Annotated in this window: 21 protein-coding genes; 13 read left to right on the top strand and 8 right to left on the bottom strand. The window is 53.1% G+C overall.

The genetic code is table 11. From position 1 onward, the window contains the following. Positions 1-37 precede the first annotated feature (37 nt). Positions 38-1,297, top strand: coding sequence for a multidrug effflux MFS transporter (locus PJE062_RS04910; protein ID WP_008547396.1), 1,260 nt, complete (start codon positions 38-40; stop codon positions 1,295-1,297). Positions 1,298-1,357: 60 nt separating this feature from the next. Here the strand turns inward: PJE062_RS04910 and PJE062_RS04905 are convergent, their stop codons facing one another. Beyond that, complete coding sequence (locus tag PJE062_RS04905; protein WP_008548062.1) at positions 1,358-2,257, bottom strand: branched-chain amino acid aminotransferase; 900 nt, start codon at positions 2,255-2,257, stop codon at positions 1,358-1,360. Between the two features lie 319 nt (positions 2,258-2,576). Here PJE062_RS04905 and PJE062_RS04900 point away from each other — a divergent pair, with 319 nt between their 5' ends. The 3 genes from PJE062_RS04900 to PJE062_RS04890 are packed head-to-tail and all read left to right on the top strand — an operon-like array spanning position 2,577 to position 5,191. After that, on the top strand, positions 2,577-3,053 hold the full coding sequence (locus tag PJE062_RS04900; protein WP_008548140.1) for a MarR family winged helix-turn-helix transcriptional regulator: 477 nt from the start codon (positions 2,577-2,579) through the stop codon (positions 3,051-3,053). Between the two features lie 9 nt (positions 3,054-3,062). After that, positions 3,063-3,764, top strand: coding sequence for a response regulator (locus PJE062_RS04895; RefSeq protein ID WP_008547432.1), 702 nt, complete (start codon positions 3,063-3,065; stop codon positions 3,762-3,764). 44 nt (positions 3,765-3,808) lie between these two features. Beyond that, on the top strand, positions 3,809-5,191 hold the full coding sequence (locus PJE062_RS04890; RefSeq protein WP_008547656.1) for an ATP-binding protein: 1,383 nt from the start codon (positions 3,809-3,811) through the stop codon (positions 5,189-5,191). Positions 5,192-5,753: 562 nt separating this feature from the next. On the opposite strand, the gene PJE062_RS04885 is transcribed toward PJE062_RS04890, so the two are convergent. The 5 genes from PJE062_RS04885 to PJE062_RS04865 all read right to left on the bottom strand — a co-directional run bounded on the left by PJE062_RS04885 (position 5,754) and on the right by PJE062_RS04865 (position 9,011). Further along, on the bottom strand, positions 5,754-6,110 hold the full coding sequence (locus PJE062_RS04885; protein ID WP_008547588.1) for a tRNA-binding protein: 357 nt from the start codon (positions 6,108-6,110) through the stop codon (positions 5,754-5,756). Positions 6,111-6,146: 36 nt separating this feature from the next. Beyond that, positions 6,147-6,839, bottom strand: coding sequence for a hypothetical protein (locus tag PJE062_RS04880; RefSeq protein WP_008547577.1), 693 nt, complete (start codon positions 6,837-6,839; stop codon positions 6,147-6,149). A gap of 273 nt (positions 6,840-7,112) precedes the next feature. Continuing rightward, entirely contained in the window at positions 7,113-7,934 is an 822-nt protein-coding gene (proC, locus tag PJE062_RS04875) for a pyrroline-5-carboxylate reductase (RefSeq protein WP_037036102.1), read from the bottom strand. Beyond that, positions 7,931-8,431: a YbjN domain-containing protein gene (locus tag PJE062_RS04870; protein WP_008547464.1), complete on the bottom strand. Its 501-nt coding sequence runs from the start codon at positions 8,429-8,431 to the stop codon at positions 7,931-7,933. Before PJE062_RS04870 ends, proC begins: the two co-directional genes overlap by 4 nt. A 295-nt stretch (positions 8,432-8,726) precedes the next feature. Continuing rightward, a complete protein-coding gene (locus tag PJE062_RS04865; RefSeq protein WP_008547626.1) occupies positions 8,727-9,011 on the bottom strand; it encodes an accessory factor UbiK family protein in 285 nt (94 codons plus the stop codon). A gap of 385 nt (positions 9,012-9,396) precedes the next feature. Here PJE062_RS04865 and lgt point away from each other — a divergent pair, with 385 nt between their 5' ends. From lgt to ychF, 9 genes are all read left to right on the top strand, one after another. Then, positions 9,397-10,230, top strand: coding sequence for a prolipoprotein diacylglyceryl transferase (gene lgt / locus PJE062_RS04860; RefSeq protein WP_008547544.1), 834 nt, complete (start codon positions 9,397-9,399; stop codon positions 10,228-10,230). Then, entirely contained in the window at positions 10,227-11,318 is a 1,092-nt protein-coding gene (locus PJE062_RS04855) for a class I SAM-dependent methyltransferase (RefSeq protein ID WP_008548008.1), read from the top strand. The genes lgt and PJE062_RS04855 overlap by 4 nt, the downstream gene beginning before the upstream one ends. A 24-nt stretch (positions 11,319-11,342) precedes the next feature. Then, positions 11,343-12,110 carry a peptidoglycan editing factor PgeF gene (pgeF, locus tag PJE062_RS04850; RefSeq protein WP_008547380.1) on the top strand — a complete coding sequence of 256 codons (768 nt, stop codon included), beginning with the start codon at positions 11,343-11,345 and terminating at the stop codon, positions 12,108-12,110. Between the two features lie 53 nt (positions 12,111-12,163). Next, the gene (locus PJE062_RS04845; protein ID WP_008547693.1) at positions 12,164-13,342 is read left to right on the top strand and encodes a Xaa-Pro peptidase family protein; all 1,179 of its coding nucleotides are present in this window, start codon (positions 12,164-12,166) and stop codon (positions 13,340-13,342) included. A 76-nt stretch (positions 13,343-13,418) separates the two neighbouring features. After that, positions 13,419-13,922: a hypothetical protein gene (locus tag PJE062_RS04840; RefSeq protein ID WP_008548162.1), complete on the top strand. Its 504-nt coding sequence runs from the start codon at positions 13,419-13,421 to the stop codon at positions 13,920-13,922. Between the two features lie 235 nt (positions 13,923-14,157). Continuing rightward, the gene (locus PJE062_RS04835; RefSeq protein ID WP_008547515.1) at positions 14,158-15,093 is read left to right on the top strand and encodes a ribose-phosphate pyrophosphokinase; all 936 of its coding nucleotides are present in this window, start codon (positions 14,158-14,160) and stop codon (positions 15,091-15,093) included. 214 nt (positions 15,094-15,307) lie between these two features. Further along, the gene (locus tag PJE062_RS04830) at positions 15,308-15,922 is read left to right on the top strand and encodes a 50S ribosomal protein L25/general stress protein Ctc (protein ID WP_008548139.1); all 615 of its coding nucleotides are present in this window, start codon (positions 15,308-15,310) and stop codon (positions 15,920-15,922) included. Positions 15,923-15,953: 31 nt separating this feature from the next. Further along, the gene (pth, locus tag PJE062_RS04825) at positions 15,954-16,718 is read left to right on the top strand and encodes an aminoacyl-tRNA hydrolase (protein ID WP_037036099.1); all 765 of its coding nucleotides are present in this window, start codon (positions 15,954-15,956) and stop codon (positions 16,716-16,718) included. Continuing rightward, complete coding sequence (ychF, locus tag PJE062_RS04820; RefSeq protein ID WP_008548101.1) at positions 16,719-17,819, top strand: redox-regulated ATPase YchF; 1,101 nt, start codon at positions 16,719-16,721, stop codon at positions 17,817-17,819. Positions 17,820-17,897: 78 nt separating this feature from the next. Here the strand turns inward: ychF and PJE062_RS04815 are convergent, their stop codons facing one another. Together PJE062_RS04815 and PJE062_RS04810 are read right to left on the bottom strand one after the other, a co-directional pair. Continuing rightward, the gene (locus PJE062_RS04815) at positions 17,898-18,707 is read right to left on the bottom strand and encodes a DeoR/GlpR family DNA-binding transcription regulator (RefSeq protein ID WP_208982168.1); all 810 of its coding nucleotides are present in this window, start codon (positions 18,705-18,707) and stop codon (positions 17,898-17,900) included. Positions 18,708-18,782: 75 nt separating this feature from the next. Then, complete coding sequence (locus PJE062_RS04810) at positions 18,783-19,577, bottom strand: DeoR/GlpR family DNA-binding transcription regulator (protein ID WP_008547494.1); 795 nt, start codon at positions 19,575-19,577, stop codon at positions 18,783-18,785. Positions 19,578-19,593 lie beyond the last annotated feature (16 nt).

Here is a 19,593-nt window from a genome sequence, read left to right as displayed (position 1 = left end):
GCCTCTTACCTTTTTGCACCCAACAAACAGGTCTCTGATGTCTGCAGTTTCTGATCTGCAGCATGAGCGAGTACCTCATCCTGGGCTTTCCTTATGGGAAATTGTCAGCCTTGTTGCAGCGCTTATGGCGCTGAACGCGGTTGCGACGTCTATGATGCTTCCGGCTCTCCCAGCCATGAGCGAAGCATTGTCTGTCGCTGACAATGATCGCCAGTTGGTGATCACGGCCTACATGATTGGTCTTGCTTGTGCTTCCCTCTTTTTCGGTCCGCTCTCGGATACGATTGGTCGAAGAACCACGCTTTTGATTGGCCTTAGCCTTTACATCATAGGCGGAGTGTACTCGACGTTTGCCATGAGCTATGAGCACATGCTCGCGGCCCGTGCGCTGCAGGGTGTTGGCGCGGCGGCCCCAAGGGTTGCCTCTATCTCCATGATCAGAGACTGGTACAGTGGCCGTCAGATGGGCAAGGTGATGTCCCTCGTTATGGTCGCCTTCCAGATTGCGCCTGTCATAGCCCCATTCCTGGGTCAGGTCGTGCTGTGGTTTGCACCATGGCAGGGTGTATTTGCAGCTCTGACCATGTTCGGTGTTCTCCTTCTGGTGTGGTGCCTTATGCGCCTGCCAGAGAGCCTTGATCCTATGAATCAACGCCCGCTGGAAGCTCGGTCAATTCTGAGCGCTTATCGCCTGGCCCTGACCACTCGTGTCACCGTTGGCTACATGATGGCGATGACCTTCGTCTTTGCCTGCCTGTTTGCGTTCATCAACTCAGCGCAGCAAGTCTTCATGGAACGCTTCGCTCTCGCTGATTTGTTCCCGATTGTCTTCGCTGCAATCTCCATCGCAATGGCCCTCTCCTCCTATCTCAACTCTCAGATGGTGGAGAAGTATGGCTTGCGGAAAATGTCTCACATGGCTCTGCTGGGCTTCACAGCCACCTCTCTGTTGACCGCAGCAATTGCTTACAGTGGTACGCTGACCATCGTATCGTTCATCGCCATTCAGTCGCTGGCTATGTTCTTCTTCGGCTTCATTGGCCCAAACTTCAACACCATGGCTATGGAACCATTGGGACGCGTTGCAGGCGCTGGCTCTGCCATGATCGGCTTCATCACCACCCTGATCGGCGCGTTGCTCGGCGCTGGTATCGGCAAGCTCTACGATGGGACTGAGCTACCACTCGTCTATGGCGTCGCTCTCTTCTCAATCCTTGGACTGATCTGCGTTCTAATAACGGAGAACGGCAAACTCTTCAGACCGCAACACGAGCAACCTCAGCTCGCAACCAAGTAAAACGAAAAAGCCCGCCGCTCCAATCGAGCCGCGGGCTTTAAAATTTCTGAGCTTCAGAGCTTAGCTTGCGACAAGCAGTTCTTCTTTAGCTGGCTGAACAGCAGCCATGTAATCCTCGATCATCAGCTTGGTGATATCGCCCGGAACGAAGCTGTACGGGCCGATCTCAGAAACCGGTGTAACCTCAGCAGCGGAACCAGTCAGGAAGCACTGTTCAAAGCCTTCCATTTCCTCAGGCATAATACGACGTTCGATCACTTCGATACCACGAGCACGTGCCAGATCAATCACTGTGCGGCGTGTGATGCCATCCAGGAAGCAATCCGCAATCGGCGTGTGGATCGCACCGTCTTTGATGAAGAAGACATTTGCACCAGTCGCTTCAGCAACACGGCCCTGCCAGTCCAGCATCAAAGCATCGGAGTAACCCTTCGCTTCAGCGGCATGCTTGGAAATGGTGCAGATCATGTAAAGGCCAGCAGCCTTGGACTTGAACGGTGCAGTCTTAGGATCAGGGCGACGATACTCCGCCATGTCCAGACGGATACCTTTCAGGCGCTCTTCAGGAGAGAAGTAGCTTGGCCATTCCCAGGCAGCAATCGCCAGATGGATAGTGTTTGCCTGCGCTGAAATACCCATCATCTCGCTACCGCGCCATGCAACTGGGCGCAGGTAAGCATCGGTCAGGTTGTTCTCAACCAGCATCTGCTTACAGGCATCGTTGATTTGCTCTTCAGTCCACGGAATGGTGAAACCCAGAACTTCAGCAGATGCATGCAGACGTTTGGTGTGCTCTTCCAGCTTGAAGATCTCGCCGCCATACGCACGCTGACCTTCGAACACACTGCTTCCGTAGTGCAAGCCATGTGTAAGCACATGCACTTGGGCCTCTGACCAAGGAATGATTTTTCCATCCAACCAGATTGAGCCTTCCAGCTGATCAAAGGGTATACCCGCCATTTCTCTTCTCCATATGGCGAACAATTCACGGTGCAGGCAAAGCAAGGCCTTGCCAGTCAAGGTGTGTTCTAGCTAAATCAATGAGTTCATAAAGGATAGGTATAACGACCAGCCGCATTACAACTGCAGATGTTCAATATCTACCCACGATGTAAAACCGATGAAGAAATTAATTTTTCAACTATTGCGCACATAGCGCATGTTGAGTTCTTTCCTTTCTTCAGCGATGAGTAACTTGTAACTATCATTCTGAAATAAGTCAACATAGCTGACGTATTTTTTATAAGATTAAAAAATAGGCAGTTATCCGGGACAGGAAATGAACAAAAAAGACAGCGATTCACCACGGTTTGACCTTATTGAACTGTTTTTCTTCGCTTATCGCGACTTTACGGGTGATCCGGATGTGCTTCTTGATGAACTGGGTTTTGGCCGTGCCCATCACCGTGTTCTCCATTTTGTGCACAGAAACCCGGGAATCAGAGTCTCCGACTTGCTCGATATTTTGAAGATTACAAAGCAAAGTCTGGGACGCGTTTTGAAACAGTTGGTGGATGAAGACTTCATTTGTCAGGAACCCGGAGCGTTGGACCGCCGCCAGCGCCTGCTTTATACCACTGAAAAGGGTACGGAATTTTGTGCCCAGCTGTCCAAACTTCAGTCGCAGCGTATTAATAAGGCGATCTCCTTGATGCCTGATGGCAGTGATGAGATTGTCCGCCAGTTTTTATATCTTATGATCGATGAGAACGATCGCAGCGAAGTTGCCCGTCTCATTGGCAAACAAACAGATTGAGGAATTACCGTGGCCCGCTCTGCTCTTCTGGAAGATGATGCACCTCACATTCTCCTGATTGATGACGACAGTCGTATCCGTGACCTCCTCAACAGGTTCCTCGGGGAAAACGGCTTCCGCGTCACCGTCGCCAAAGACGCAGAAGAAGCCCGCCGCAGATTATCTGGTCTGGAATTCGACCTCCTCATACTCGACGTCATGATGCCGGGCGAGAGTGGTATTGAGCTCGCCAAAGACCTGCGCCGCTCCAAAGCTGTCCCAATCCTCATGCTCACTGCCCGCTCCGAAATCGAAGACCGCATCGAAGGTCTGGAAGCTGGCGTCGATGATTACGTCTCCAAGCCCTTCGAACCACGCGAACTCCTCCTAAGAATTTCCGCCATCCTCCGCAGGGGTGGCCCAAAACCAAAGATGAAACTGGAAGTCCTGTCTTTCGGCCCGTTCCAGTACAACGCCGAACGCGGTGAACTAAAACGTAATGATGAACACGTCCGCCTGACTGACCGTGAGAAACAGATCCTCAACACCTTTGCAGAAAAGCCAGGACAAACTGTAGCACGAACTGATCTGGTGGGTGCAGATGCTTCTCTCGGTGAGCGCACAATCGATGTTCAGGTAAACCGCTTGAGAAGAAAGATTGAGGAAGATCCCGGCAATCCCTTGTACCTGCAAACTGTGCGTGGGATAGGTTATCGGCTTATTACCAACTAGCTGTCATAGTAACAGCCAGCAGACATGCAAACAGTGAGAGGACTATGGGCTTATCAGACCGGTTCAAACTCCCACAATGGGTCAGAACGCTTTTAACGCCCTACTTCGCGGTGACAAGCTGGCTGCACTACCGCCTTCCAAAAGGTCTGTATGTCCGCGCCCTTCTGATCATCGTCATCCCTTTCCTGATCCTGCAATCAGTCCTTGCTTTCGTTTTCATGGAGCGCCACTACGACCTCGTGACCAAGCGCTTGTCTGAAGCAGTGGTCCGACAGATTGCAGCTGTCGTCGATATGGCGGAGACCTACAATCACGACGATAATTACGCGACACTGAAGCAAATCAGCGCCTCAGCACTGGGTCTGTCTGTGACAGTGCTCCCCAAAGAGCCACTCCCACCACCAAAGCCAAAGCCTCTCTTTGATTTGGTGGACCGCTACATGACCCGGGAAATTGCAGCACGCATCGGCAAGCCTTTCTGGATTGATACTGTCGGTGCAGCCAAATACGTTGAGATCCGCATTCAGCTGGAAGACAAAACCCTCCGCATCATCGCGCGGCGCAGCCAGACGTATGCCTCCAACTCGCACATCTTCATCGTTTGGATGGTGGCCACGTCCCTTGTGCTGATCATCATCGCGGTTTTGTTCCTCCGAAACCAGATCCGCCCTATCGAGCAACTGGCCGATGCGGCGGAGGAGTTTGGTAAAGGCCGGCAGGTCTCCAATTTCCGGCCTCACGGGGCTCGGGAAGTACGTCGGGCGGCGCTTGCGTTCATCGATATGCGCCGTAGGATCGAGCGGCATGTGGATCAGCGCACCACCATGCTCGCTGGTGTCAGCCATGATCTGCGCACCATTCTCACTCGCTTCCGTTTGCAGCTGGCACTGCTGCCTCAATCGCCTGAGGCTGATGCACTGCGTAAGGACGTGGATGAGATGAACCGGATGCTGGAGGACTATCTGTCCTTCTCCAAAGGCTACGGTGATGAGCCCCCTGCTCCGGTCGATATCTCGCTCATGCTGGAGGATCTGGAGGTTGAGGCTGAAGTTGTTGGGGCGGATGTATCCTCCTCCTTCGACGGCGATCCGCTCGTCATCGTTAAAGGCCGCGCGTTCCGGCGCTGTCTGCTGAACGTCATCTCCAACGCAGCCCGATACGGCAAGACGCTACGCATCAAGGGCAACCGAACCCCGGATTGGCTGATCATTACGGTCGATGATGATGGACCTGGCATCCCGCGGGAAGAGCGTGAAAACGTCTTCCGTCCGTTCCATAGGCTGGATACGGCCCGCAATCAGGACAGCGGTGGCTCAGGTCTGGGCCTTGCCATTGCGCGGGATATCGTCAGAAGTCACGGCGGCGAAATCTTCCTTCGCCAGTCCCCTCTGGGCGGCCTGCGCGTGCGCATTCGTATCCCGATCTAACCAACGAAAAGCAAGCAGACATACCAATAGCACCGCATGGCCTGCCATGCAGTAGTGGAGTTAGATTTCCCGGTAATCGGGGTGAGCAAGGCGGCAGGCAATACCTGCGCTGTTTGTTAATAATGAGTCTTCGGCATTGGCTACACGCCTTGCCCGGGCTTTCTTGGGATGAACAACGTCGCCTCTTTTGCCTATAAGGCACGATAGCCGGTTTCCCGGAAAGACAGTGGCTTATCCAGTCAGGTTTCCCTGCCAAACAGTTCCTCCGTCTCTGACAGACACATCAGCAAAAGCAAGTTATCCCTGCCGGTGCATCAACGCCTGTCACCGCGTGATACCCTATATTCCTGGGCCCTTCCCCTCAAACCATGCGGCCACGTTTGAAGTTCGGTTCACCGGACCACCGAAAGCTGCGTTACCTCTCCCGATAGCCCCGCCCAGCCTACGACACACTGACGGTCGCTCCGCCAGCAGCCCGTTACGTAGGCATGGATTTAGATTATGGGAGAAATCCAGCAGGGGGATAAGTTTTCATCTCCCTGCCCGAACAACCACAAAAGGGTCAGTGCATCCGCCCGCCATTTGGCACCTTGCTGTCAGGATGCAGCAGAACGATATCGCCGTTTTCATCAGCCAGCCCAAGGGTCAGAACCTCAGACATGAAAGGCCCGATCTGGCGTGGCGGGAAATTCACAACAGCAACCACCTGACGACCAATCAGTGTCTCAGGTGTGTAATGCGCGGTGATCTGCGCAGACGTCTTTTTGACGCCAATGTCATCACCAAAATCAATCTTCAGCTTGTAAGCAGGCTTACGCGCCTCCGGAAAATCAACTGCCTCAATAACGGTGCCAACACGCACATCCACATTCAAAAAATCATCAATGCCGATGGTTTTAGTAGTTTCTTTTTGGTCCATAATCTTCTCAGTAACTCAAATTAAATGCCAACCGCATCAGGGGCTGGCTTCAGCCCCACCATTTGCAGCAGCTGATGGAGGTGTGCTCTGGCCTTTTGGGCGCAGCGGCCTCTGGCACAAACGGCCCAGCCCTTCAATAAAGGGTGCCGCTACTTTCTCGACCCGGCAAGCACGGCCCATCCACTTTTCGCCATTTGCCAACATATCATCAACGGCGACCATAACTTTAGGATGTCCGGGTGCATCATCTTCCAGCCACACCCGCACCAGCCGCTCAAAGCCCAGTGCCAACGCATTCGACATGCCCACATTGCGCAAGCCAAACTCTTCAATACCGGCAGCCACCAGCATCCACTTCATGGAGCGTGTCACCAGCTTATGCATGTGCATGGCCAGAGCGGGATCTTTAACAACTGTTCTGCGTAGATTTCGGATGGCTTCTCTGTGTGGCTCCATGAGGTCCAGACGACACATCAGCACATCAAACAGGCGGTCCCGAGGGGTCTCATCCATGAGATCAGGGTCCCGCTCTTTCAAAACCTTCTGATCGATCTCCCGCATAAAGGCAGCAAGCAGGTCCAGTTTGCCATTACAGCACGCACGCACCACTTCAATCTTGACACCCGCATTGTCCGCGATCGCCGCATAGGTGATTTCTTCAATCCGGTGCGTCTCCAGCAGCTCAATGAAACTCGCGACGACTTTCTGATGGGTCTTCTCAGTAGGCATGGCACGCTCCTGTATGGCCAACACTCTGAAGCGCATTCCTTTAGATTGGCTAGGACCAACCGCAAAGAACCCGCTTCATTAAAGAAGTTAGAGTGCGGGGCGTGAATGTAAATGAACGCAACGTGCTCCAACTACGCATCAACACTTAATCATACACACAGGAACACCCCACGTACAAAGAAAAAGCCTCAGTCTAGTAACCGAGGCTTTACGTCAATATCGAGTAATTTTGAAACTTGGTGGAAGCAATCTTCCAGCACCGGCAAAGCTGCCTTAATCAGCAAGTTCTGTTGCACGGTGCGCTGCCTTCGCAACCGCATCGCTCATCAGGTTGGTCAGGGCATCATCCCCCATCAGCACAGAAAGCGCTGCAGCTGTTGTGCCGCCCGGCGAGGTCACGTTCTTACGCAAAACATCTGCATCCTCAGAGGATTGGTGAAGCAGCTCACCAGAGCCAGCCACAGTTCCTCTTGCAAGCGCTTCCGCCAACTCTGCATTCAAGCCTAAACGTTGCCCAGCTGCGCTCATCGCTTCGACCAAGTGGAACACATAAGCAGGGCCAGAACCACTCACTGCCGTTGCCAGATCAATCTGCTCTTCAGCTTCCACCCAGTAAAACACGCCGATGGACTCCAGCAGAGAACTCATCAATGCCTTCTGCGTGTCCTGAACTTCATCAGAGGCATACCCAGCAGTCACACCACGGCCCACCTGCGAAGGTGTGTTTGGAATAACGCGAACCACCGGCTGTCCGGCACCAAAGTTATCCTTAAACCGTTTGATGGTCGTACCGGCAGCCACCGAAAGCACCACGCTCTGCGCATCGGCCAGACTTTTAAGCGTCGGCAGCACCGCTTCCATCATTTGTGGCTTGATAGCAAGCAGAAGCACACCGGCAACAACACTGTCAGGCACGCTTTTGTACCAGATCAGATCATGTGCCTGGATGGTCTCAATCGTTTCAGCAGGTGGGTTTGGGTCAACAACAACCACATGTTCTGGTGCCATACCCTGCTTCATCCAGCCGGACAGCATGGCACCACCCATTTTGCCTGCTCCAATCAGAACAAGCGGACGTTCATTCGTTAATTTCATGCATCACCGGCAGTTTCAAACATCACTGTTTCCATCGCTTCCTGAGCGGTCTTGCCTGCCCAGACGACAAACTGGAATGCCTGATAGTACCGTTCGCATGAATCCAGAGAATTGGAAAAAAGGACTTCAATCTGAGAAGAATTGGCTTCTGCACCACCAGCCAAAAGCAAAGACTGACGGAAAATAACAACACCTTCGCGGCCCCAGATATCAAAGTGACCCATCCATTGCTGCTCATTGATCAGCGCAAGCAGGCGGACAATCTCATCTTTGCGGGGGGCTGGGACTTTCAGATCGAATGCGCTTGCCATATGCAGCGCTTCCAACTCTTCCATCCACGAGAAGGTTACGTGATAGTCGCACCAAGTCCCTGTAACCGAAATGGAAATTTCATCATCACCAAGTCGTTCAAAGGACCAGTCGTTACCGGTTGCAAGGTTTTCGATCGTATCAACCGGATTCAGGGGGCGTTCCGTGCCGAACTCAATAAGGCTCATTTCCGGTCCTCTTTCCGTTTGAGGAATGGTTTATCTACCCACTCCGGACGGACGCGGGTTGAGTGATCATGGACCAGACACTTACGTGCTCTTTAGATAGAAGCATGCGCTACAAAGGAAGTTCCACCAAGAAGGTTTCACGGGAACTATTGATGCAACACATCGAATCCTCTTTTTTGCCAATATACCGATAGACTTGGACATTCCCCTATAGGGGGAACAGACAGTTCATTGCGAAAATTGTGGACGACTCAAAGCCGCCCACAGCATATTCACATGTAATTTTCAGCGGGCATTATGCCTTGTCTTCAGGGGCAGCTTTTTCGTCCTGCTCCCCAAGGCGCTTTTCCAGAGCTGCAAGGCGCTCTTCCAGCTTTTCTACGTCATCCAGTGCCTTGATCGCCATGTCTTTGACTGTGTCAAACTCATCGCGGGACACCAGATCCATATCCGACATGAAACGCTCGATCTGCGCTCGGAATGCGGTTTCGACTTCCCGCTTGGCACCCTGTGCAACACCAGCTGCATCGGTCATCAGCTTAGCAAACTCGTCGAACATGCGATTAGGAGACTGGCTCATGGCGTCCTCTTAAAATTTATCTCTCTCAAACAAGTATTGGTCTGGCCCGCTACTTTCAAGCGTTGAGAGCCGTTTTGCGCCCAGAACCCTAAAGAACCTGTCAGTAAAATGCCGAAAGCTTGTGTTGAACACCTCCCACAAACCTCTTGACCAAATCCTCTAGTTGTCGGAATGCTCGCTCATTCGGGGCGTCTGTTGCTTGATCCGTTGCAATCAAATGACCACATACCGCTCAAATCTACAGCGTATCTCCAAAAAGTGGGGACCGTTTTTCGGATAAAGATACGCAGAATATGAGCGAAAGCAGGTCAGGCGTTTCAACACAAATGCGAACAGCCCTAAGAGTTCTGACGACAGGTACGCTCCAAAAACAAAAGGATCTTATATGCCGCTCCTAGCCATACCGTTCCCGATGATTGATCCGGTTCTGATTGAGTTCGGACCACTGGCCATCCGTTGGTATGCGCTGGCATATATCGCCGGAATTCTGCTCGCATGGCGTTATATGGTCGTGACCGTACGCAACACCAATCTGTGGGGCAAGACAGCTCATCCAACAGGAACCGACATCGACGACTTCGTCATGTGGGCAACACTCGGCATCGTGCTGGGTGGTCGTTTGGGCTACGTGCTGTTCTACAATCTGCCCTACTATCTGGCGAACCCGGCCGAGATCCTTGCAGTCTGGCAAGGCGGTATGGCCTTCCATGGCGGTCTGCTGGGCATGATTGTCGTGCTGTTCATCTACTCCAGAGCCCGCGGCCTATCCGGCTGGACCATGTTTGATCTTGCTGCCATTGCCGCGCCGATCGGTCTCTTCTTCGGACGCATCGCCAACTTCATCAACTCCGAGCTTTGGGGCCGTGTCACGGATGTGCCGTGGGCTGTCGTGTTCCCCAATGGCGGACCAGAACCAAGACACCCAAGCCAGCTTTACGAAGCAGCACTGGAAGGAGCCCTGTTGTTCCTCGTGCTGCGCCTGCTGTCTCACCGCTTCAAACTGCTGCAAAAGCCCGGCGTGCTCGCGGGCAGCTTCGCAATTGGCTACGGTCTGGCGCGCACCTTTGTAGAGTTCTACCGCGTTCCGGATGCACACATTGGCTATCTATCTGGCTTCTTCACCATGGGTATGCTGCTGAGCCTGCCAATGGTTCTGATCGGTATCATCATCGTGGTTTGGGCACTTAAAAGAAATACGGAAAACAAAGAAGCAAAATGACCGGTTCCGCATCCACGCCTCTTCAGGAAAAAATCAAAAAGCGCATTGCGGATCATGGTCCAATGACCGTTGCCGAGTATATGGCGCTGTGCCTGTCCGATCCTGAGCACGGTTACTACATGCGCCAGCAGCCCTTCGGTGCAAAAGGTGACTTCACCACAGCACCCGAGATTTCTCAGCTGTTCGGCGAACTCATCGGCGCATGGTTTCTGCACCAGTGGTTATCACAGGACCTCAAAGGACCAGTTCATCTGGTGGAAATGGGTCCGGGCCGTGGCACTCTGATGAAAGACATCTTGCGCGTGATCTCATTGCGCCCTCAGATGCTCGCCAACATTCAGATCCATCTGGTCGAAACCAGCCCATCCTTGCGTAAAGCACAACGCAAGCTGCTAAAGGCCTATTCCATTAAATGGCACGACACGCTGGAAACCATCCCCGAAGGCCCGACACTGCTCGTCGCCAACGAGCTGTTCGACGCATTACCAATCCACCAGTACCAGCTAACAGACACCGGCTGGCGCGAGCGTTGCGTTGGTCTGGATGAAGATGGCAACCTCACGTTCGGCATTGGCTCAGGCACTCTGTCACCAGCAGACGTCGCCAAAGCAAACCTGCAGGCAAAGATCGGCGACACATTGGAACTGTCCCCAGCCTCCAACGCCATTGCTTCCCAGATCGGCCACCGCCTCAAAGCAAATGGCGGCGCAGCACTGCTGATCGACTACGGTTACGCCAAAACTGCCACCGGTGACACCTTCCAGGCCCTCAAGAAGCACGAGTACGTCTCCACTTTGGAACACTGCGGCGAAGCAGATCTGACCGCACACGTCAACTTTCAGGCACTGGCAAACGCAGCTGCAGCAGAAGGCGCCACTGCGCACGGCCCAATCGGTCAAGGCCAGTTCCTGCTCGGCCTCGGTCTGCTGGAACGCGCAGGCCAGCTTGGTGCAGGCAAATCCACGCTGGATCAGGACCAGATCCGCAAGGATGTAGAGCGCCTTGCCGCCGATGATCAGATGGGCACCCTGTTCAAAGTCCTCTGCATCTCCAACACTTCAGAACAACCAATTCCTTTCCAGAATTAAAACAGTCAAACGCGGGAGAAGCCAATGATTAAAGTGCCAGAGCTTGAAGCAATGCAACGCATCTCACATGGCTTCTTCACCCGCGAAGGCGGTGTCTCCTCCGGCATCTACAAGGGCCTCAACGTCGGCCTCGGCTCCAGCGACAACCGCGAAGATGTGCTGGAAAATCGCCGTCGCGTTGCCGAAAAGCTTGGCACCACGCCAGAGCATCTGGTCACGCCCTACCAGATCCACTCCACCAAGGTGCTGAGTGTGACTGGCCCGTTCGCTGAAGAAGACGACAAACGCGCCGACGCCCTTGTCACCAACACACCCGGTGTCGCCATCGGCATCCTGACAGCGGACTGTGGCCCGATCCTGTTTGTTGATCCGGACAACGGTGTCATCGGCGCAGCCCATTCCGGATGGAAAGGCGCAGTAGACGGCATCCTACCTAATACCGTTGAAGCTATGAAACAGCTTGGCGCAGATCCAGCCAACATCACCGCAGTGATGGGCCCGATGATCTCCCAGCAGGCCTATGAAGTCGGCCCGGAGTTTGCCCTGCGCTTCCTTGAGCAATCTCAGGACAACCAACGCTTCTTTGTGCCTTCCGAAAAGCCACTGCACAGTATGTTCGACCTGCCAGCTTTCATCAAAGCACAGCTCGACCAACTGGGCCTGAAAGAAGTCATCGATCTGAAACTCTGCACCTATGCAGATGCGGATAGGTTCTTCTCCTACCGAAGAACCACCCATAACAAAGAGCCGGATTACGGGCGCCAAATATCAACTATCATGTTAACCGCCTGATTGTGCTGGCGAGCGAGCAAGAGTAAGTTCTGTTTCAGATTGCGTTGCAAACTATGGATTGGGAGAAAACCATGGCCCTGCACTTTTCACCGGAAGAATTTGCTGAGCGCCGTGCTGCTCTGGACGCAAAACTCAAAGAGCGCAATCTGGACTGCCTGCTGATCTTCGCGCAGGAAAGCATGTATTGGCTGACGGGTTTCGACACCTTCGGCTACTGCTTCTTCCAATGCCTGATCTATCGCCCGGGCGAAGAGCCAATCCTCCTCACCCGCTCAGCAGACCTCAGACAGGCCCGCAACACCTCCAACCTCAAAGACATCCGCCTCTGGATGGATGTGGCTGGCAAATCTCCGGTTGGCCAGGTGAAAGAACTGTTGTTCGATCTCGACCTGCTCGGCACCCGCATCGGCGTGGAATACGACACCCACGGCCTCACTGCCGCCAATGGCCGCCTGCTCGACGAGTCTCTCCATTCCTTCGCAGACGTGGATGACGCCTCCGACATCATCAAGGAACTCCGTCTGGTCAAATCACCAACCGAGTTGGAGTACGTCCGAACCGCAGGCAAGCTCGCCGATCAGGCCTTTCTCGCTGCCATGGAAGAGATCAAGCCGGGAGCTGATGAAGGCCGCATCCTTGCAAAGATGCAAAGCACCATCTTCGAAGGTGGCGGCGACTACCCAGCCAACGAATTCGTCATCGGCTCCGGCCCGGACGCCCTGCTCTGCCGCTACAAGTCAGGTCGCAGAACGCTCTCAGAAAATGATCAGCTCACGCTGGAGTGGGCAGGCGTTTACCGCCACTACCACGCAGCCGCCATCCGCACCGTTATTCTGGGGGAACCAACCCCACGCCATTTGGAGCTGCATCAAGCTGCAAAAGATGCGATGATTGCCGTTGAACAGGCCATGCAGGTTGGCAACACCTTTGGCGATCTGTTTGCCGCGCACGCTCATATTCTGGATGATCGCGGCCTGATGCCACACCGCCTCAATGCCTGCGGATATTCTCTTGGTGCCCGCTTCACACCAAGCTGGATGGAGCCGCCGTATATGGCCTTCAAAGAAAATGCACATGAAATTCAGGAAAACATGGTGTTGTTTATGCACATGATCATCATGGATTCCGACAGCGAAACCGCCATGACTTTGGGCCAAACTTACATCACACACGAAGATGGGCCAGAAAGCTTATCACAGCTTTCTCTCGACCTCCCTGTGAAGGCAGGGTAAAGACTGCCATAATTATTCTTTACGAATCTACTGGGGCACCCCTCGCTGATTCTTTGAGTGGACTTTAAGGACTGACATGCTGAAGCTCGTACTTTCACCTCGGGTATTAATCATTGCCGCTATGGCAATTCTTGCAGGCTGTGCGGCAAACCCTATTCCCCCGTCCAGCATCGGGGACATGATTGAAACCAAGTCTGCTCCTCCTGCTGTATCTCCGGCCAAAGCAACGTTCGCCTTCGAACAGCTGACCGGCCTGCCTGGCAACATTGCCGATGATCTCTCAGAGGAACTGGGGAATCGCGCAGCAGCAGCGAATCTCAACCTCGTCAGACGCGTTGGCGCGCCAGCAACCTACCGAGTCAAAGGATTCTTGACCGCAGCGGGTGACCAGTACACCACCACCGTCTTCTATGTATTTGATATTATTGATGCAAACGGCAACCGCGTTCACAGAATTGACGGCCAGGAGCAGACAGGCGGCAACTCTGGCGACCCATGGAACGATGTTTCCAGCGATGCGCTGCGGAGAATTGCCTCAAGAACTATTGCTTCTTTAGAAGCATGGTTACACAGCAAGTGACCTAATAAAATCAAATAGATACACAATTATGCAGCTCAGCTTTAGCAAAAAAGCTGAGCTGCTGTGCGTTCTGGCTATTGTCGGCTTAAGACGAGGTTGCTAAAAGGCGCCCCAAGGCGACCCGTCAGGGTGCCTTACCAGAAGAAATCGGGTTCCACCAAGGGACGCAAATTTCCACCTCACTACCGGCGAAAGTCGGGTTGTGAGATCAAAGCCCAAGAAGGACTTGCGGGTTATGAAAATCGTCGCGGGTAACTCCAATCGCGCGCTGGCTGAGCAAATTTCAAAGTATCTTGATGTACCATTGGCGAAGTGCCAGGTTCGCCGCTTTGCAGACCAAGAAATCTACGTTGAAATCCAGGAGAACGTACGCGGTGAAGACGTCTTCGTCATTCAGCCAACAAGCTATCCGGCTAATGACCACCTGATGGAACTGCTCATCATTATTGATGCGCTTCGTCGTTCCTCAGCACGTCGTATTACCGCAGTGGTTCCATACTTTGGCTACGCCCGTCAGGACCGTAAGCCGGCGCCTCGTACGCCAGTCTCTGCGAAACTTGTTGCCAATCTGATCACCAACGCCGGTGCTGACCGAGTGCTCACACTCGACCTGCATGCAGGCCAGATTCAGGGCTTCTTCGATATTCCAACCGACAACCTCTACGGCGCGCCTGTGATGACCCGTGACATCAAAGAGCGCTACGACACAACCAATGTCATGGTTGTTTCTCCGGATGTTGGCGGCGTGGTTCGCGCACGTGCACTTGCAAAGCGCATCGAAGCTCCTCTGTCCATCGTTGATAAGCGTCGTGACAAGCCTGGAGAATCCGAAGTCATGAACATCATCGGTGATGTAAATGGCTACGACTGTATCCTCGTGGACGACATCGTGGACTCTGGTGGAACACTCTGCAACGCAGCGGATGCTCTGCTTAACGCTGGTGCAAAATCTGTAACCGCTTACATCACGCACGGCGTGCTGTCCGGTGGCGCAGTTGCACGCGTTTCCGCATCCAAGCTTAAGGAACTGGTGATCACCGATTCCATCGAGCCAACCGCTGCTGTTCAGGCTGCTCCGAACATCCGCACCATTTCTATCGCCCCTCTGATGGGCGAAGCGATCAACCGCACATCGCAGGAACGTTCCGTTTCCAGCTTGTTCGATTCATAATTCGCTTTAATCACAAGCTTTGAGAAACCGGGGTACGCCCCGGTTTTTCTTATTGTAGGCTCTACGGTTGCTCTTGCTCTTTAAAGGAAGTTCAGCTATACGAGCCGCGTACGTCGACACCCTTGGAGGAGGCGTACAAAGTTGGCCGTAGTTGAGCGCAGAATTCTGTCGCTCCCGCGGCCTTACTTTTATTATCAAACTAGGAGATTCCACCATGGCAAACAGCTATGAGCTGAAAGCACAGGTGCGTGAACGGGCCGGCAAGGGGGCCGCTCGTGCAGCTCGTCGTGAAGGTCTTGTACCAGCAGTAATCTACGGCGACAAAAAAGAAGCAGTGTCCATCAACCTGCCTCTTAAAGAAGCAACCATGACCCTTCATAAGGGCGGTTTCCTGTCTCACGTCGGTACAATCGACCTGAACGGCGAAAAAACTTCTGTAATCGCAAAAGACTTCCAGCTGCATCCGGTTAAAGACACCCTGATGCACGTTGACTTCCTGCGCGTTTCTGCAGACGCTACTCTGACAGTTGAAATCCCAGTGAAGTTCCTGAACGAAGAAACTTCCCCAGGTCTGAAGCGCGGTGGTGTTCTGAACGTTGTTCGTCACACTGTTGAAATGACTGTTCCAGCAACTGCTATCCCAGAAGCTATCGAAGTTGATCTGGCTGAAGCAGACCTCGGCTCTTCCCAGCACATCTCTGCTGTTAAGCTGCCAGCTGGTTGCGCGCCAACCATCACTGACCGTGACTTCACCATCTCCACCATTGCAGCTCCTGCAGGTCTGAAAGAAGCTGACGAAGCTTCTGAAGAAGGTGAAGGCGAAGAGTAATTCTCTGAATTCAGGGCTTGGAACCATACCTATGAAGCTGTTTGTCGGCCTCGGTAATCCAGGCCCTAAATACGAGAATAATCGTCACAATATCGGGTTCATGGCGGCAGATGAAATTCATCGCCGCCATAGCTCATTCAGCCCATGGCGGGCTCGCTTTCAGGCACATGTTTCTGAAGGCACATTGGCAGGCGAAAAAGTCCTGCTCATGAAGCCAACAACCTACATGAACGAAAGTGGTCGTTCCGTAGGCGAAGCACTCCGTTTCTACAAACTCACCCCTCAAGATGTTGTCGTGCTCTATGACGAGCTGGACCTGCCTCCTGCCAAGTTCCGCCTAAAAAACGGCGGTGGTCATGGCGGCCACAATGGTCTGCGCTCCATCACAGCACACATCACAGATGCCTATCGCCGTGTTCGCCTCGGCATCGGCCACCCGGGCCATAAGGACCGTGTGCATCAGTGGGTCTTGGGTGATTTTGCAAAAGCGGATCAGGAGTGGCTGGAACCTCTTTTAGAGGCCATCGCAGACAACGCCCCGCTCCTTGCTCAGCATCAGGACAACCAGTTCGCCAACAAGGTGACACTGGCAACCCGCCCGGAAGGCTCTGGCAAACCTTATAAAAAGGAAAGCTCACGCGACGCGGCTGCGAAGAAAAAGCAGGATACCGTCAAGCCTGAGCCAGAAAAAAAGCCAGCGCCTAAAGCAACCGGCTATCAGGACAAAGAAGCTAACAAAAAAGGGCCGCTCGCCTCAGCGCTTGAGCAGCTATTTGGATCGAAAGGACAAGAGTAAATGGGTTTTCAGTGCGGCATCGTCGGCTTGCCTAACGTCGGTAAGTCTACCCTCTTCAACGCTCTGACCAAGACAGCAGCAGCTCAGGCAGCGAACTATCCATTCTGCACCATTGAGCCGAACACCGGTGACGTTGCTGTTCCGGATCCACGTCAGTCCAAGATCGCTGCAATTGCGCAGTCCAAGGAAATCATCCCGACCCGCCTGACCTTCGTGGACATTGCAGGTCTGGTACGCGGTGCATCTAAGGGTGAAGGTCTGGGCAACCAGTTCCTCGCAAACATCCGCGAAGTAGACGCGATCGCACACGTTCTGCGCTGCTTCGAAAACGATGACATCACGCACGTGGATGGCAAGATCGACCCAATCGCTGACGCTGAAACTGTCGAAACCGAACTGATGGTTTCTGACATGGAAAGCCTCGAAAAGCGCATCGCGCCGCTCGAGAAAAAAGCGAAGTCAGGCGACAAAGACGCAAAAGCAGCCCTGCCAATCATGGAGCAGGCTCTCGCGATCCTTCAGGACGGCAAGCCAGTACGCGCACTCGGCCTGACTGATCCAGAAGAAATCAAGCAGCTGAAAATGCTCAACCTGCTCACCTCCAAGCCAGTCCTCTACGTGTGTAACGTGGAAGAAGAAGCCGCAGACAAAGGCAACAGCCTCTCTGCAAAGGTTCAGGCCATGGCAGAAGAGCAAGGCGCAGCCTCTGTTGTCATCTCCGCAGCCATCGAAGCTGAAATCGCTCAGCTGGAAGATGAAGAGCAGCGTGAGTACATGGCAGACATGGGTCTGGAAGAGCCTGGCCTCGACCGTCTGATCCGCGCTGGTTACGGCCTTCTGGAGCTGATCACCTACTTCACAGCAGGTCCAAAAGAAACCCGCGCATGGACCATTGTTGCTGGTACAAAAGCACCTCAGGCAGCTGGCGTGATCCACACTGACTTTGAACGCGGCTTCATCCGCGCGCAAACCATCGCTTACAACGACTACGTTGAGCTTGGTGGTGAAACCCCAGCCAAAGAAGCTGGTAAGGCGCGCGACGAAGGTAAGGAATACATTGTTCAGGACGGCGACGTACTGCTGTTCAAGTTCAACACCTGATCAGCGCCCCAGCATCGCACCAAACACAAAAGGCGCTCAATCGAGCGCCTTTTTTAGTTTGGAGACTAAGAAATAAAATCAAATATCGAGCAATACAATTTCACTGGAAGCTTCCGCTTCCACATCAGCCACATGCACGTCCTTCACACCCTGAGCAACAAGGCTATCCAGAATGCTTGGCTCAACACCACTGTCGACAATCAGCATATCCGCCTGAGCGCAGGAATTGGCCACAAAGCGGCTTGGCACGCCGATCTTGCTGGAGTTACACAAAACCATCGTCCGCTTGCAGGAGGCCATCACAGCCCGTGCAAACTTGGCTTCTTCCTCCACGTAGTACATGAGATCACCTTCCGCAGACAAACCAACGGGACAAATGATCCCCCAGTCTGCGTTCAGTCCAGCAACCGTATCCAGAGCAATCGGACCCAACGCCCCCTGCCCGTCCGTGTAAAGGTGTCCACCAATCACATGAATATCCGCAGCTGTCTCCGCTCCAATAATCATGGAGGCAACTGCATAGGAGTTGGTCGAAACCCTGATCTGCTCAACTTGCGCAAGGTGCTGCGCAAGAATGGTCATGGTACTTCCGGATTCAACGACCACGTGGTCGCCTTCCTGAATGAAAGAGGCAGCAAGACGTCCAATGGCATACTTCTCAATGTAATGGCTGCGCAGCCTTACTCGATAAGCATCCTGATCTCGCGGCATTAAAAAACATATTGAATTATCAAAGAGCTCAAACTCTTCACGCTCTGACAAAACCTTTGCCAGACTTGTAAGCTCTTCAAAGTCCATTCCCAAAATATCTGCAGCAGCAGTCAAAGAAATACGTCTGTGGCGTTTCACCAGATTGGCCAGAACGTCCACCATTAAGTCATTAATCATCTAAGTAGGCCTAGATCCAAGATACTATTCCGGTAGTAAACATCGTTCATTTTTATCGAAAAAGATTAAAATTTATCAACTATTCAAGAGAATGAAATCTTCGCTGTCAGCATCTTCTGAAATCGCATGAAAAACGCGAGCTTTATTAAGATGATGCTCTATTTCAGCAAAACCTAATTCTCCATTATTATCAGTAATAAAGACATCTACACCTTGCATTGTTTGCGCAGTGTAGCGGCTGGGGACACCTAACTTAGAACTATCACTGAGCATCATAGTTTTCTTCGCACTACGCTGCATCAATAAGCTCGTTTCAGCATCAACCTTATGGAAGTAACAGGCCCCTTTGTGAATGCACATGCTGGTGGGGCTCAGAATGGTCCAATCAACCTCCAGATCACGAATGCGTGCCATGGTCTCTTCACCATGAAGCGCGGTCGTATGAGCAGCCAGCTTGCCCCCAATCAATTCCACGCTGCATGCCCGGCTGTGACGCACAAGGCTCTCAGCAATCAACGGACTGGTGGTCGCAACGGACAGGTCTTTCTTCTCTTTCAGGTGATTGGCAAAAAGGGAAAGTGTGCTCCCTGCCTCAATCAGAAGACGATCGCCATCCTTGATCAAGCTGGCAGCCAACTTGCCAACGGCGTTCTTCTCAGCAAAGCGGGAATGCATGCGCACACTGATGTCGCTCTCCGCGATGGCTTCATTGGAAACCAGCGAGTTGCCCCGCACGCGCATGATGGCATTGTTTTCCAGCCCATCTACCGCATACAGGATCTCATCGACAGAGCAATCCAGGACAGTGGCCAGTAAGGAGAGCCGTATCGTTCTATAGCGTCGCACCAATTCGATTATGCGGACGATCACAACACAACCCTCAGTT

The sequence above is a fragment of the Pseudovibrio sp. JE062 genome, from assembly GCF_000156235.1.
Classification (GTDB): Bacteria; Pseudomonadota; Alphaproteobacteria; order Rhizobiales; family Stappiaceae; genus Pseudovibrio.
The sequence above is the reverse complement of the archived record's forward strand: the minus strand, read 5'-3'. Positions and strand labels throughout refer to the sequence as shown.

Bases quoted from the DNA above. Each gene is read 5' to 3' on its own strand.
- PJE062_RS04910 (WP_008547396.1), top strand. From the start codon at position 38: ATGTCTGCAGTTTCTGATCTGCAGCATGAGCGAGTACCTCATCCTGGG.
- PJE062_RS04905 (WP_008548062.1), bottom strand. From the start codon at position 2,257: ATGGCGGGTATACCCTTTGATCAGCTGGAAGGCTCAATCTGGTTGGAT.
- PJE062_RS04900 (WP_008548140.1), top strand. From the start codon at position 2,577: ATGAACAAAAAAGACAGCGATTCACCACGGTTTGACCTTATTGAACTG.
- PJE062_RS04890 (WP_008547656.1), top strand. From the start codon at position 3,809: ATGGGCTTATCAGACCGGTTCAAACTCCCACAATGGGTCAGAACGCTT.
- PJE062_RS04885 (WP_008547588.1), bottom strand. From the start codon at position 6,110: ATGGACCAAAAAGAAACTACTAAAACCATCGGCATTGATGATTTTTTG.
- PJE062_RS04880 (WP_008547577.1), bottom strand. From the start codon at position 6,839: ATGCCTACTGAGAAGACCCATCAGAAAGTCGTCGCGAGTTTCATTGAG.
- proC (WP_037036102.1), bottom strand. From the start codon at position 7,934: ATGAAATTAACGAATGAACGTCCGCTTGTTCTGATTGGAGCAGGCAAA.
- PJE062_RS04870 (WP_008547464.1), bottom strand. From the start codon at position 8,431: ATGAGCCTTATTGAGTTCGGCACGGAACGCCCCCTGAATCCGGTTGAT.
- PJE062_RS04865 (WP_008547626.1), bottom strand. From the start codon at position 9,011: ATGAGCCAGTCTCCTAATCGCATGTTCGACGAGTTTGCTAAGCTGATG.
- lgt (WP_008547544.1), top strand. From the start codon at position 9,397: ATGCCGCTCCTAGCCATACCGTTCCCGATGATTGATCCGGTTCTGATT.
- PJE062_RS04855 (WP_008548008.1), top strand. From the start codon at position 10,227: ATGACCGGTTCCGCATCCACGCCTCTTCAGGAAAAAATCAAAAAGCGC.
- pgeF (WP_008547380.1), top strand. From the start codon at position 11,343: ATGATTAAAGTGCCAGAGCTTGAAGCAATGCAACGCATCTCACATGGC.
- PJE062_RS04845 (WP_008547693.1), top strand. From the start codon at position 12,164: ATGGATTGGGAGAAAACCATGGCCCTGCACTTTTCACCGGAAGAATTT.
- PJE062_RS04840 (WP_008548162.1), top strand. From the start codon at position 13,419: ATGCTGAAGCTCGTACTTTCACCTCGGGTATTAATCATTGCCGCTATG.
- PJE062_RS04835 (WP_008547515.1), top strand. From the start codon at position 14,158: ATGAAAATCGTCGCGGGTAACTCCAATCGCGCGCTGGCTGAGCAAATT.
- PJE062_RS04830 (WP_008548139.1), top strand. From the start codon at position 15,308: ATGGCAAACAGCTATGAGCTGAAAGCACAGGTGCGTGAACGGGCCGGC.
- pth (WP_037036099.1), top strand. From the start codon at position 15,954: ATGAAGCTGTTTGTCGGCCTCGGTAATCCAGGCCCTAAATACGAGAAT.
- ychF (WP_008548101.1), top strand. From the start codon at position 16,719: ATGGGTTTTCAGTGCGGCATCGTCGGCTTGCCTAACGTCGGTAAGTCT.
- PJE062_RS04815 (WP_208982168.1), bottom strand. From the start codon at position 18,707: ATGATTAATGACTTAATGGTGGACGTTCTGGCCAATCTGGTGAAACGC.